The following is a 13,951-nucleotide window of genomic DNA, read 5'->3' on the forward strand; positions in this document are numbered from 1 at the left end:
AATTATTATTTAAATTATTATTTTTATTAAATTGGTCTTAAAAATTAATTTATTTATCAAAAAGTGATTTTATATGATCCTTTTGCGAATTGGATTCTTGTCATTTTTGAATTACATTTATTAATTTATTCTTTTTTTTATCTTTTGATAAGTTTAAAGCTAAAAATAAGTTCCATATAAGACCAATTATTAATACAAATCATGTTATATAATATCAATATCAAATTCCTATACTGTAACTTACATTTTCTCTTAGAAGATTTACTACATCAGAAATGCTAATATATGAAATTGTAATAAGAAGTAGTATTCAAAAATTGAGAATTGCATCATTTTCTTTGAATCATACTAATATATGAATAAGTTTTTTGAATCTAAAACTAGTATTCCACAAAACTAAAAAAACTAAAAAAATAGATATAATTAAAAAGGTTGTGATAGTATAACTATTAAAAATAAAAAAATTTATCACCTCATCAGTTCAAGTAGGCGAAACTTCTATTATTGGAAAAGAAAAGATAGTAATTATTAAAACTAATAAATAAATGATGAATCATTTTTCTATTCAATCAAATCTGTTCCATTTTTTTAGTGTTGTATTTGGTATTTTATTAATCATTTAATTTTTAGCAAAAGCTTTTAAAGAGGTCAAGTAGGTCAAGCAGGTTCTCAAGTTGATTGCATGCTTTCTAATCATTCTCAACTAATGAGGTGTTGAACTAATTCTCCTGCTTTTTCAAAAATATTTTGGGCTGTATACTGTTCATGTCAAGGTATTTCTAATCTTTCAAAAACAACTGGGAAAATAAATAAAAGTAATATTGTTAAAATTATTCATAGTAGCATATATCTTATAGTGTTCCATGCTTTTTTAATTTTTTCTGAATCTCATTTTGAAAATATAAACTGAAATATTGCAATAAAAAAAGCTGCTATGGCTCATCAAAAAATTACTATGACCACAACAGCAAGTATTAACAAAACAAATTCTTCTATAGTAGTAGCTTGACCGTACATAATTAAGTTAAAGTTATTTAACTAAAGACAACTATTTGTCCTCATTTTTCTTTGTTCTTTTTCTTTCTTTATAAGAAAAAAACTTAGCAAAAAACTCATCATTAGAAACATTATACAAAATTTTAGCAACTCTCTCACTAGGTTTAGCTCAGTTGTTTATATGTTTTTTTGCTTTTTCAAGATCTGCCTCAACTTTGTGTTCCATAGGGTTATACCATCAAAGAACAGACTTGAATCAGGTATTAGCAGGTTTAGAGTGTTCAGTAACTACTATTTTATAAAAAGGTCTTTTTGATCTTCAAGTTCTTGCTAGTCTAATTTTTAGCATATTATCTTATTATTTATATAAAATATTATTTTAGTTTTTCTCTCATTTTATGCATAGTATGTTTTCTTAACTTAGGGCAATATTTTTTAATTTCAAACTTATTTGTATTAAGCTTATTTCTTTCTGTAACATAATTTTGAACACCAGTTTCTTTACATATTAGTCACACTAAAATTCTAGATCATTTTTTGCTTGCCATAATGTTATATTTTATTCAATAAATAAATTTTATAATAATTATTTGACTTAAATTTTCAATACTATTTTTCTTATTTCCAAAAAAAAATAATGGCACCGAGTGGACTTGAACCACCGACCTGTCCCTTATGAGAGGACCGCTCTGACCTGCTGAGCTACGGTGCCTTAAATACGGTGGGGGAGGGATTCGAACCCTCGGACCCGAAACCGGGTCAACTCCTTAGCAGGGAGCCCCATTCGACCGCTCTGGCACCCCACCATAATCTCAACTAGTGGCAATTAATATAAATATTTTGTATTGAAATTCAAGTATAAATATATAAAACTTAGTGTGATTTATAAAAAAGATTTAAAACTATGTGAGAAGTATATGGAGTTTGATGATTTGAGTCTTGAAAGGATGCAGAAACTGTAAAAGAAGAGGTTTCTGAAGATGATGTAAAATCAGTTGAAGAAGATCAAAAAAAAGCTCAACAAGTATCATCTCAAAAAAAACAGCAACAAGTAAAAGATAGGTTTACAGCTAAGTTGTTGACCATTATTTTTGAAAACTTAAATAATGAAAATATAATTCTTTATTTTTTTAGGTTTTATAAAAAAGTTAAAATAGAAAGTTTGATCCCAGTTTTTTCTCCTTTTCTTATGGATAAGTTTGATGAAGAAATTCTATCAAAAATAAAAAACTTATGAACTAGTGCAGATGCTTCTTCTATTGAAAGCTTTTTATCATTTGTTTCTGGTTTAATAAAAAATCATAAAGATTTGCAAAAATTACCGGAAGATGAGCTTCTTGAGTTTGTTGAAGAGATAGTTTATTATTTTGATGTGGGTGGTGTTAAAAGCAATATTTCAAGGGTGGAGTGAGAACAAAAAACTCAACTAAAACAAGAAATAAGAGACCAGATTTTGAAAAATTTATTTTAGTATTAAAAAATATAATTATGCAGCAAACTATTTTAGAAATTTCCAAATTAAAGAAGACTTTTAAAAATAATATGAAAAAAACCGATGTTTTAAAGTGAGTTGATTTGGATGTTTCAAGCTGACAAATTTATTGATTTTTATGACCGAATTGAGCATGAAAAACAACTACTTTGAAATGTATATTATGATTTTTGAAACATACAAGCTGAAGTATCAAAGTGTTTTGAGAAAATCTTAATGAAAAACCTGATCTATATAAAAAAATTTGATATTCGCCAGAAAATGCTTATTTTTATGATCATTTGGATGGAATAGAATTTTTGATTTTTGCCGGTCAGTTGTCCGGACTTACCAAACAAGAGGCAGAACTTAGATGATTGGATCTTTTAGATAAATTATGACTATTATTTGCTAAAAATAAAATGGTAAAATCTTATTCTAAAGGTATGAGACAAAGATTGGGTCTGGCAGCAAGCTTGATAAATGATCCACAAATAGTATTTTGGGATGAGCCAATGAGTGGTCTTGATCCTTTGTGAAGAATTTTAGTTAAAAATTTGATGCTAGAATTGAATGAAAAGTGAAAAACAATTTTTTTTAATACTCATATACTATCTGATGTTGAGGAGGTTGCTCATAGGTTTTGAATTGTGTTTGACGGAAAAATAGTTTATGAAGAAAATATAAAAAATATAAATAACTCTCTAGAAGAAATATTCAAAGAAACTGTAGAGAGTCAAGAAAAATTAATTGATGTTATATAGTTTTATTTTCCTTTTTTCAATTTTCAAAATTTAAAAAATTTAAGTTTTTTATATTATTTGGCCAAAATTTGACAGAAAATAAATATTGCTTATACTTTATAAAAGTTTGTATTTTAAAACAAAAATAAAAATAATGTCAAATATAGAATTAAATGTATGAAGATTGGAAAAAGATGACTCAAAAGAACAGCAAGTAGATCGTTCAAGTGTAGAAAAAATAAGACATGCTGATATAGAAAATTATTTGGATACTTCTGACTTAAATATTGATAATATTGAAAATAAGTTGGAAGTAAAAGAAAGAGGTTGAAAATATTATTTGTGGGTAGATTGAAATGTTATATGATATCTTGAAAGTGAGGCAGAGTTACAAGAGTTTTTGGATGCTGTGGTAGATAAAGTTGATGGTGTAGAGAGGGTTGATATATCTAATGATATAGATCATCTTATAGAAGATATGTCTGATACTTCAATAGATGTTCTTAATAATTTTAGTAATGATAAGTTGATTAGATTTTATAATACTACTTCTTCTGAAAGTAAAAAATTGTTGGCTTGAGAAAAAATAGTTGATAGGATATTTTCTTTGGGTTCTCAAGAAGAGCTTGAAAATTATTTGGATCAACTATGAAGTGAAAATGTTAGAAAAATAATAAAGCAAAATATTATTCATAATGAAGATTTTTTAAGAACATATTTTGAACCAGAAAATAATCCTTATGCTCAAATACATTGAGAATGATTGTCTAATGAAGAACTAAATGAGGCTTATTGTTTTTTCTTTTATTCGTTACAAACTAACAACCCAGATATTGTAGATTCTTTTGATATAATTATAGATCATTCTTATTCTTCAAAAGAAGCATTTGCTGCATCTGTGAAAGAAAGCATAGAAACTGAAAGCGAAATTAGGCAAACAATAGAAGAACTTGGTATAGATAGTAGTATATTAGAAGAACACTGATTGATTTGAGTTTTTGATCATGTTTTATCTCAATGAAATCTGTCAAATTCAGAAAGGCAAACTTATTCTCAGCTTTGACAGTTAGCAGCAATATGATGAGCAATATATGCATGATGGAAAGCTATTCAGAATTATTGATTTTTGAGAACAGCTTGAGCACTGGTTTGATGAGATTTTTTACTTAGGTATGGTACATGAAACTCAAGTTTTGATGTTGCCAATTCAATACTTAGATGATGATGGTCTAATATTTTTTGATGAGATTGAGAAGTGCTAGATAGAACCAGAGAAAGCACAGAAAGTAAGGCTGAAAAAGAAAAAATATGACACTCCTTGCTTGTTGCTACTCTTTTTTGAGATTATGAAATTTCTGAAATCAGGCAATATCTGTATGAGAGAATGTGAAATGATAAGTTTGATGTTGAAAGATATATGAATACTTTGGGTGAAGAAACTGAAAGGTATCAAACTTTTCAAAACTTGATTGAAGAAAATTGAGAAGATGAACTTTCTTTGATAATAGCAAAATGATTAAATGATATGGTGGATGAGTTGTGAGAAGATAGCTTGGGTAGTTTTGAAGATGAAAAAACAATTTCTACTATTTTTTCTTCATATATAAATAGAGTAAGAGAGGAAGAAAGAAGTTGAGTTGAAGAAGAAACTATAGATGTTGAATGACAGTCTACAGAAAGAGAAGAAAGGGAGCAGGAAGACTGAGAAAGTTATGAAGATAGAGAAGAAGGTGCAGAAACTTCTCCTGCTGTTCCTATCCCTGAGATTGAAGAAAGAGATCTTGAAGATGACGAGGAATTTCAGGAAGAGTATTATTGACTTAATTTTTCTATGCCACCTGAGTTTGAGGTTATTGAATGACAAAGATATCTTGTAGGTAAAGATAGAGAGTGAGAAGTAAAACATATTCCTTTCAATGAAGAATATTTTCAGTGATTGAATATGGATATGATGAATGAAGTACTAGAAGAAAACCCTGATATAAAAGCAAGATATGAGATTATACAAAAACTTTTAGATGAGATAAGTTTGATGTCATCTTCATGAGAATTGGTTGAAGAGGTCAATCATGAATTGTATCCATTATTAATTGGTTTTAACCCTGAACATTGATCAAAAGATGATATTCATGATATGTTGGATGATATAATGGATAGAATGCTTGAAAAAGTAGCTGATATTTCTAGTTATATGTCTTATAGTAGAGATAATATGCATTTTGTGGAGTCTAGAAATACACATAGTATTAACACTTTAGATGTTTCTTCTCTTTTTGATAGAGAAGCTGAAGTTGGTGAAAACGATGATTTGATAGAAGAAATAGTATCAAATTTTTCATCTTCTGAATACAATGAGCAAGAGCTTTCTATAAGAATACTAGAAGATTGAATAGAATTGTCTAATTGAAGACAAATAGACATCCAATATCTTGAAGAGCTCTTCGAGGGGAATCCAAGTAATAACCAAATAGTGGATAAATTAAGTGATGACATTGGTCTTACAGAATCTTGAAAACAAAACCTTCTTGATCAATTAAATGAAGTAGATCAAACTTGGATGGATTCAAGAGATAAAATAAGGGAATGAATAGTTGAAGATATAGAAGAAATGGTAGAAAAATATAATAACGAATCAACTTCCGAAGAAGAAAAACAGCAAATTGCACAAATTTTTGGAGTAGAGTATCCAGATCCTATAAGTTGAGATATGATAGATATAGAAGAAAGGATGGAAGAGGCTGAGAAAAACTTCAAGAATTATATGAAAATGTCTGTTGTTTCATGATTTATAATAAGAAGATATATGCATGATAATAGCTCTAACAGTTTTTGGAGTAAATGACAATATGAATGAGATAGAAGGTTGGTAGATATTTATTGAGATATTATGTGAGAGTGAAGGTTTAATATGTCTCAAAACCAAATAGATATAGCTTCTACTATAGCCAAAGAAGCAGGAATATTTTTAGTTACTTTACCAATATGAGGTTTGGCTATACATTGAGCAAGATGGGCTGTTACTTGAGCAAGAGCTTATAGGGCTGCATGATGAATTCAAAGATGATGACAATATATTTGAAGGTGAGATAGACTTAGGAGAGCTTGGTGAGCAAGATGAGCGTCTGAGTTTATGCCTACAGGTAGGTTGTGAAGGTTTTGAATGTGATCACTTGAGTCTGTAGCATGATGATCTGCTTTTATGGCATCTTATGATCAAATCAAGAACTTAATAGATGAAAATCATGAATTTGCTGGAGTCCCAGAATATATGAAGTCGGTTGTATTCTTTGGAGTTTTTAGAGCTTCTCAGGCTATTAGAAATATGCAAACATTATGAGGTAGATCAAATCCTTTCTACATATGAGAAAACACTTCAAGAGCTGCTGCCTGAGCGAAATTAGCATGATGAATTACAATAGAGGCTGGAGCTATATGACTTACCGCAGCTGGTATAGATGCTATTGCTTATGATGAAGACCTTGAGTTAAGTAAAGAAGAATTTTTGCTTTCACTAGCTTTGGTTTCTGTGTTTAGGTGAATAGATAGGACGTGAAGGTCTGAAGTAGTTAGAGTGTTTAGGTGACCAGATTGAAATTTGAGAGTTTGAAATGCTCAAAGGTGAGGTCAGGATCAAAGAGCTCCACAGCAATGACAGAGATGAAATCAGGAGTCTCCTCAATGAGCAAGACGTCCTAGAGAAAGTATAAATACTAATGAAAATAGGGTTCTATTGAATAATCTTGAAAGATGAAGAAATTATGATTTATGAGATTGAAGGGCTCTTAGAGTTACAGATGAAGGAAGGTATGTTCTTACTAAGCCTCATCACAGATCGGATGGAACAACCACTACAAGAGAGTTTGAGTATAATTCTGCTAGAGAGTTATTGAGTAATGCAAGGATAGATAGAGGTGCATTTTCTAATCTTGGAAGGGAAGTAATGAATAGAAATCGTGAAAGATTTTTGGGTAATTTGGAATGAAGAGATATTAGTATAGCTTGAAGTAGGTATAGAATAACAAGAGAATGAGATAATGTATATTTTAGAAATTCAAGTAATGGTGAAAGAATTTCTGCCGAAAGATTTATGCAACAGCACTGAGATGATTTGGTTAATAATTATATAAGAAACTTAGATACTAATGTCTCTGGAAGAATGTCTGATTCTCTTTCTTGAAGAAAATTATCAGAAGTTAACCCACAATTGTCAAATAATCTTGTTTCAAAATTTGGTCAAAAGGCTCGTGATTGGACAGTATGAAGGGGTATTAATGAAATTAGGCAAGTAATGAATACTGAATGATTTAGAGCCAAGTTAACTAGTTGAGCAAAATTTGCACTTACATGAAGAGCAAACCCAGCTTGAAAAGATTGGTGATGGACTTGAGGTATATATGGATGATTGTTGTTTGCTCCATATTTTGCTGAATCAGTTGATGATAATTTGTGGGAATGAGATTATTTACAACGAATTACTTGAGATCCTGAAGACTTATCTTTTGCTAGAACTGCTGTTGATACACTTGCTTTAAGGCATCTTAATGCTTTATGAGCTTTACTTGTTGTTTGAGCTAGTGAGCCTATTAGACAAATATGAGATGACGAACCTTCAGCAGAATGAGAATATACATTAGAATAAGAAATTTAAAATTAACAACAAAAAATGCCTTTGGAAACTATGTGAGAAAGGCTTCTAGAACAGTCTTCATCTCCTGAAACTCAAGAAGAGCAAGAAAGAAGTGAGATAATAGAAAACATTAGAAGAGAACTAGATTCAATCAAGCAAAGTATTGAATCTTCTCAAGAACAGGATTTTTCTGTTAGAGAAGATATATTGAATTTCCTTGATAGATTCAATCAAAGTTTTTGAGATTCTGTACAGCAGATAGAACAAATCAAACATAATATAGAGTCCAAAGAATCCTTACAAATTGAAGATATACATCAAATAAATGAATTTTTAAGTTCTCTTACTCAAGAACAAATAGACGGCTTGGAAGATGATAGGCTTGCAGAAGCATACAATACCTTACAGGATACATCTAGAGAGCTTTCAAATCTTGCAGAGGATGTTTCTTCTAGTTTGGATGAGTCAAGACAACAAGTTCAAGAAACAGCTAAAGGTAGTTGAGGTATATTTGGTTTTGTTTGATGATGGGTTGCCAATAAATATACAGAAAGGATAAATGATTGAAAATCAGTAAATAGCTGAATATGGTGAGTTTGATTGTCTGTTGTATGATGGTTTAATTCTGACTTAAAAGATTCAATACTTTGATATAAAGATACAAAAAAAACTTATAGACAGGCTCAGGGGGAATTGCCTGATTGAGATGAAGCTGCTGAAGTTACTCAAGAAAAAATAGATGAATTTAAAGAAAATTTTAAATCTTCTGTAAAGGAAAAGTTGGAAGAAGAGTTTTGAGTGGATGTAGATGATGAAAAATTTGAGAGAGCATTTTCAAGATGGCAAGAAAATCATAACTTTTCAGAGCATATATCAGATAAGTATGATGAACTTCATGAAGCAATGTACTGAGAGTGAAGTTTTAATACGATGTGAGAGCTTTTTGATACTGTGCTTTATTGACCAAGAGCTTCAATTTGACTTATTTTGGAACTTAGAAAAGAGTGACTTATATCTCTTAGACAAATTTGATTTACTACAGTAGAAAAGTCTTGACGCTTGGTAGTTCAATTTTGAAAAAATTCTGCATGATTGGTGTCAAATTGAATAGAAACTATCTTTGGTGAGATGGAGATGGATGATTTTATTGATTATGTGAAGCAGACTTACTGAAGCTTTGAAGAAATGGATGGTGCAAGCAGAGAAGCAATTCTTGGAATGCTTTATAGGCATTGATGAGTGGTGCATACATTGTTTCGTGGTATTTGAAATGCTTTTGGTCACTTGATTACCGCTCCTATACAGGTATGAGATGATATAAGTAAGCTTAGAAATGTTAGTTGACATTTTATGGATAGTTTAAGCTCCCAAATGGAGGCATGGGATAGGATATCTACTGCTTTTTGAGATTCAGGTAGTGCACTTTGAGCTGATTGAGAACTTAGGTCTTATTTCCAAAGAATAAATACAAATGTATCTTTGTATCATGCTATTAGTACTGCTTCTGACTATGATGATTTTATAAGAAGAGCAAGTTCTCTTGGTATAGATAATGTAGATGAAGCTTTGAGACAAATATGAACTGATGAACTTCCTTCAAGAAGTAATTTTTCTGAATACAAAAGATCTGTATGAAATCGTTTGTGATGATGGTTTAATGATTTTTGAAATAGAGTACAATCTACTTATTGAGGTTCTCTTTGAAATATACAAGCTTATGTACCAGGTAGTGTAAACAATGAAGCAAGAAGGCTATGACAATTCTTGAATAGGTATTGAAACCTTTCTCAAAAAATTATAGACAATGACAGTGTTGTTTCTCGTCTTAGAAAGTGGTTATATCATACTGAAAGATCTTTTCAGTCTGCAGAAATGGCTGATATAAATAATTCTGCTCGTTTTTATCTTAATTCTATGGATGATATTCAAGATTTTACAAGAGATCTTAGACATATAGCTCGTACCGTTCCAGAAATGCTTGGACATTTTGCCTGAAATATTCCCTTAATAATGCTTGGTTCTGAATTAAAAAATAAACTACAAGATCCGGAAAGTAGAGAATTTTGAGAGATAATGAGAACTATTGGTTATGTTTTCCCTTTTATTTGACCAGCATTGTTAGTATGAGAGTGATTTAGTATAAAAGATTGAGAAATAAATAGTTGGTGAATGGCTTGAGCTTGAGTTTTTATAGCAGGTGTAGATATGTATTTTGTAGTGAAAGATATTCCAAATCACTGACTTTTAAGATCTGTTGGTAGACATTTTGCTACTCCAGTGACACAAGCTTCAAGGTTTTTTGCTTCTTTGCCTCGTGCCTCATATGATATGTATCATTTTAGTAGGAAAACCTGAAGAATGGTGGCAAGTAGAGGGGTTGGAAGTCTTCTTAGAGAAGCTGTAGAAACTTCTTCAGGTCGTAGTTTTTTGAGAAGGTGAGCCCTGGCTTGAGCTTTGATAGCTGGTTGATACTATCTTGTTAATGAATATTTTGATAATGATGAACTTCCTAGAGAAGTTAGAGATAAAATGGATGATCCAGAAAAAATGGATGAAGTAATAGATGAGCTACGAACTAATTTTTCAAAAGAAGAAAAAAAGGAGGCTATAAAATATGCTATAGTAATTAGACTTTGAGTAGATCCATCTGAAATCAATAATTCAAGTTTTGAAGTAGATTTGGAGGAAGATGATTGACAGATAAGTTTAAGATATAAGCTACCATATAGTTGGTTTGGATATGAAGATGAGGATGAAGCTGATGATATAGATGAATCAATACTTTCTTCTCAAGTTGTATCTGATAATGTTAGTGATATTGTTAATTATGTTTGAGAAAATGATAAATAATTTTTTGTCAATCTTGATTTGTATTTTTATTTTTATTTTCTTGCAAGTTTTGTTTGTTTTATTAAAATATAGTTATTAAATTTTAAATAAAAATATAAAATGAGGTTTAATTATAATATAGAAATTCTTTGAAAAAGTTATGATTTGGATAATAATATACTAAATCTTTCTGATCAATTATTGTGAAATGATTGAATTTATGAGCTTTCAGAAAAAATTGTTTATAAAGCAATGATAGAAAGCCTTTTTCTTATACAAAACAACATATATGATGAATCTTTGAAGCAGCTTCTTAATTCTTTGAAAATAATAGACAGTATAAAAGAATTGGATCTTAGTTATAATTTTATTAATTGAGATTGTTTTGATTATTTCAAAGATTATCTTTTGAATACCAAAAGTTTGAACTATCTAAACCTTTCAAATAATAATATAAAAGAAGAAAATGTTTTAATTTTATGTGAATGAATAAAACATAATAAGTCACTTAAAGAGATAAATTTGTTCAATAATGATCTGAATACAAAAAGTATAAAAGCATTGAGGGATGCATTGATAGTGAATAAGTGAATTGAAAAGGTTAGTGTAAACTTTTATACTCTTTGATTGTATGCAGCCGAAGAATTCTTAAAAATTTATAATTATAGAAACGCTTTGAATATAATTTATAAGTAAAATTGTGTTATGCAACTTGAAAAAATAGAGGAAAAGGTTTTTAGAGAAAATTCCAATGAGTTACAATGATATGAAAAGACTCTTAAAAGGAGTTATCAAAAAGAAAAAAGTCCTATAAGAAGTTATACTCTTTCATTATCAACTCTAGTTTTATTACTAAAAAAATATCAATTTGAAACATCGGAAATTTCAAATATTTTTAAAGATATGATTGAAAACACTCAAAAACTTGAAAAACAGTTATCAGACAATTATAGAAAAAATAAAAGTTTTAAAGACAAGATGATGCTGGATATTTTTTATAATAACACAATGTATAAGCTTTTTTATATAGAAGGTTTGTATAGAGATATCAACTATATTTCCAATGCTGACAAATTACAAGTACTAAGAAAAAATCTTGAATTAAAATATCAATTATTTATGAAAAATTACAAAAATTTTATTTATCTATTTTTGTTTAAAATAACATCAAATTATGGTACAAGTTTTTGGTATCTTTGATTATTAGTTTTTATTATTACTTCTTTATTTTGAGTTTTATATTATACATTTCTCAATTTGTGATTAATATGAAATTTTCCTGAAGAAAAAACAAGTTTTGATTTTTGGATGTATATATCTGTGGTTACTATGACTAATGTGTGATCAGATGTGTGAGTGGATATTGGTAACTCTTTTTTGAGAGTTTTGTTAGCTTTAGAACAGTGATTGTGAGCTATATTGTTTTGAGTATTTGCAATGCTTTTAGTGAAGAAGTTATAATTGAATTTTATTGTATTATTATTATAATTAATAATATTTTTAAAAAATTATCATAGAAATGAACGAAAGGAAAGAAGGTTTGTTGGAAGAAGTTTTGTCTCAAGAAGGTTTATTGAGAAATTTTGAAAAAACAATCAGAGAAGAGCTTAAAAATAAATTAACAGCTGGGTTTCTAAATTTAGATGAAAATGAAAAAAGATTTCTTATATGATCAGGTTTTATTCAGTCAAAAGAAGAATTAAAAAAAAGGCTTTTTAAGGTTGCAATCTCTTTTGGAGTAAATAAAATAGAATTGTATAGAATGTATCCTGATACTGGAAAATTTGAGGTTTTGTTTTCTTATTCTACAGATTCAGAAGATATGTTAAGTAAAGTGGGAGATGTTTTTGATGCAAAAGAAAATATAAATTTTGAGAATGTTTTGAATTGAGAGCATATGTCTCAAGTTGGTGTGGATTGAGTTGGTATTGATATAGCATTTAGATTTTCTAATAATAACGTTGTTATATGACTTGATAATGTAAATTGTGCAAGAGAGTTTACAGAGATAGAAAAGATGCTAATACAGCCATTTGCTTCAGAATTGGCTCTAGCATATGATGCAGGTAATCTTTTGTTTAAAAATTCATCTGATAGTCTTACAAAAGTTTTGAATAGGTGAGCTTTTGATAAAAGAATAGAAAATTGAGTTTGAATATTTTGACAACCTATGCCAGATCCTTTATGAATTGTGTTTTTTGATATAGATCATTTTAAGCAGGTAAATGATGTGCGATGACATGAAGCAGGTGATAAAATACTTATATGAGTAAGTAGGGTTCTTCATGATTATTTATCTAAGGTAGATTGAGAGCTTTATAGGTACTGATGAGAAGAGTTTGTTGCAGTAATACCACAAGACTCTTGATTTGAAACTGCACAACAGATAAAATCTTATCTTGAAGAGATAAGGCAGTATGTTTGTTCTTTGAGATGAGATTTTTATGGTATAGGTGAAGAGTTTGATTGAGTTAGTTTTTCATCATGAGTTTCTTTGATAAAAGATCAATCAACAGAAGCAAGGATACAAGCAGTAAGAGATGCGGATTATCTAGTTTATGATGCAAAAAATTCTTGAAGAAATTGTATTAAAATATAATTTGCCAAAGTTTAATAATTTTTTAAAGATTTATTTAGAAAATTAGTAGATATACTATCAAAGGAAGTAGAAGTATTCATACAAAGATTTTAATTTTACCTTGTGCTGAGTTTGTAAGATTTTTAAGTTTTTCTCAATAAAATAAATCAAGTGCAAATATTGTAATTACAAATAAAAATAGTCATAAAAAGATGCCTATAGTAAAAGAATATATTTGATGTAAATCTGTGTGCTGACTATAAAAACTTGTATATAATACAAAATCATCAATTCAATTTACTATATACATTTTCATTGCTAAAATAGCAACAGTTATATTGTGTGAGTTAAGTAATTTTGAAGGTGGTTCATCTTTTTGGTCTTTTATTCATTCCCTAATGAGTCGGATGCAAATCCAGGTTAGAATTAATGCTATAATTTCTTGTGTAGGAAGTTCCCAGCCAGATATTATTTGTCATAAGAATGCTGCAGGAATTGTAATTATTATTAATCATATAAGAGTTCCTACTACAGTTGCTGAAAATTTCCGTGGGTACATAAGCCATAAGGCAACCAATACAAGAAAATCGTCAAGTCATGTTACTATAAAAGCTATTATTCAAAATAAAAGTGCTTCTAGCATTTTATTATTTAGAAACTAAATTATATATTTTGATAAATTAATAATTTTTCATAAAATTGACTTA

General features: G+C 29.0%; 12 protein-coding genes and 2 tRNA genes. 7 read left to right on the plus strand and 7 right to left on the minus strand.

Features of this window, described 5'->3' with window-relative positions; all coding sequences use genetic code 25:
* Window positions 1-49 precede the first annotated feature (49 nt).
* The 6 genes from HLG78_RS03075 to HLG78_RS03100 all read right to left on the minus strand — a co-directional run bounded on the left by HLG78_RS03075 (window position 50) and on the right by HLG78_RS03100 (window position 1,802).
* A complete protein-coding gene (locus tag HLG78_RS03075) occupies window positions 50-619 on the minus strand; it encodes a hypothetical protein (protein WP_231176151.1) in 570 nt (189 codons plus the stop codon).
* Window positions 620-639: 20 nt separating this feature from the next.
* Window positions 640-1,017, minus strand: a complete 378-nt coding sequence (locus HLG78_RS03080; RefSeq protein ID WP_231176152.1) for a chloride channel protein — start codon at window positions 1,015-1,017, stop codon at window positions 640-642.
* A gap of 31 nt (window positions 1,018-1,048) precedes the next feature.
* Window positions 1,049-1,345, minus strand: a complete 297-nt coding sequence (gene rpsP / locus HLG78_RS03085; RefSeq protein WP_231176153.1) for a 30S ribosomal protein S16 — start codon at window positions 1,343-1,345, stop codon at window positions 1,049-1,051.
* Between the two features lie 25 nt (window positions 1,346-1,370).
* Entirely contained in the window at window positions 1,371-1,544 is a 174-nt protein-coding gene (gene rpmG, locus HLG78_RS03090; protein ID WP_231176154.1) for a 50S ribosomal protein L33, read from the minus strand.
* Between the two features lie 90 nt (window positions 1,545-1,634).
* Window positions 1,635-1,708 (minus strand) — tRNA-Met (locus tag HLG78_RS03095).
* A gap of 7 nt (window positions 1,709-1,715) precedes the next feature.
* A tRNA-Ser gene (locus HLG78_RS03100) sits at window positions 1,716-1,802 on the minus strand.
* Window positions 1,803-1,900: 98 nt separating this feature from the next.
* Between HLG78_RS03100 and HLG78_RS03105 the strand changes: the two genes are divergently transcribed.
* From HLG78_RS03105 to HLG78_RS03135, 7 genes are all read left to right on the plus strand, one after another.
* Window positions 1,901-2,467, plus strand: coding sequence for a hypothetical protein (locus tag HLG78_RS03105; protein WP_231176155.1), 567 nt, complete (start codon window positions 1,901-1,903; stop codon window positions 2,465-2,467).
* A 71-nt stretch (window positions 2,468-2,538) separates the two neighbouring features.
* Window positions 2,539-3,231, plus strand: a complete 693-nt coding sequence (locus HLG78_RS03110) for an ABC transporter ATP-binding protein (protein WP_231176156.1) — start codon at window positions 2,539-2,541, stop codon at window positions 3,229-3,231.
* A 133-nt stretch (window positions 3,232-3,364) separates the two neighbouring features.
* Entirely contained in the window at window positions 3,365-7,849 is a 4,485-nt protein-coding gene (locus HLG78_RS03115) for a hypothetical protein (protein ID WP_231176157.1), read from the plus strand.
* Between the two features lie 24 nt (window positions 7,850-7,873).
* A complete protein-coding gene (locus tag HLG78_RS03120; RefSeq protein WP_231176158.1) occupies window positions 7,874-10,687 on the plus strand; it encodes an AAA family ATPase in 2,814 nt (937 codons plus the stop codon).
* Window positions 10,688-10,786: 99 nt separating this feature from the next.
* Window positions 10,787-11,362, plus strand: a complete 576-nt coding sequence (locus HLG78_RS03125; RefSeq protein WP_231176159.1) for a leucine-rich repeat domain-containing protein — start codon at window positions 10,787-10,789, stop codon at window positions 11,360-11,362.
* A gap of 9 nt (window positions 11,363-11,371) precedes the next feature.
* On the plus strand, window positions 11,372-12,127 hold the full coding sequence (locus HLG78_RS03130) for a hypothetical protein (RefSeq protein ID WP_231176160.1): 756 nt from the start codon (window positions 11,372-11,374) through the stop codon (window positions 12,125-12,127).
* Window positions 12,128-12,185: 58 nt separating this feature from the next.
* Complete coding sequence (locus tag HLG78_RS03135) at window positions 12,186-13,265, plus strand: GGDEF domain-containing protein (protein WP_231176161.1); 1,080 nt, start codon at window positions 12,186-12,188, stop codon at window positions 13,263-13,265.
* A gap of 34 nt (window positions 13,266-13,299) precedes the next feature.
* On the opposite strand, the gene HLG78_RS03140 is transcribed toward HLG78_RS03135, so the two are convergent.
* Window positions 13,300-13,887 carry a hypothetical protein gene (locus HLG78_RS03140; protein ID WP_231176162.1) on the minus strand — a complete coding sequence of 196 codons (588 nt, stop codon included), beginning with the start codon at window positions 13,885-13,887 and terminating at the stop codon, window positions 13,300-13,302.
* Between the last annotated feature and the right edge of the window lie 64 nt (window positions 13,888-13,951).

It is taken from the genome of Candidatus Absconditicoccus praedator (assembly GCF_021057185.1).
GTDB classification, from domain to species: domain Bacteria; phylum Patescibacteriota; class Gracilibacteria; order Absconditabacterales; family Absconditicoccaceae; genus Absconditicoccus; species Absconditicoccus praedator.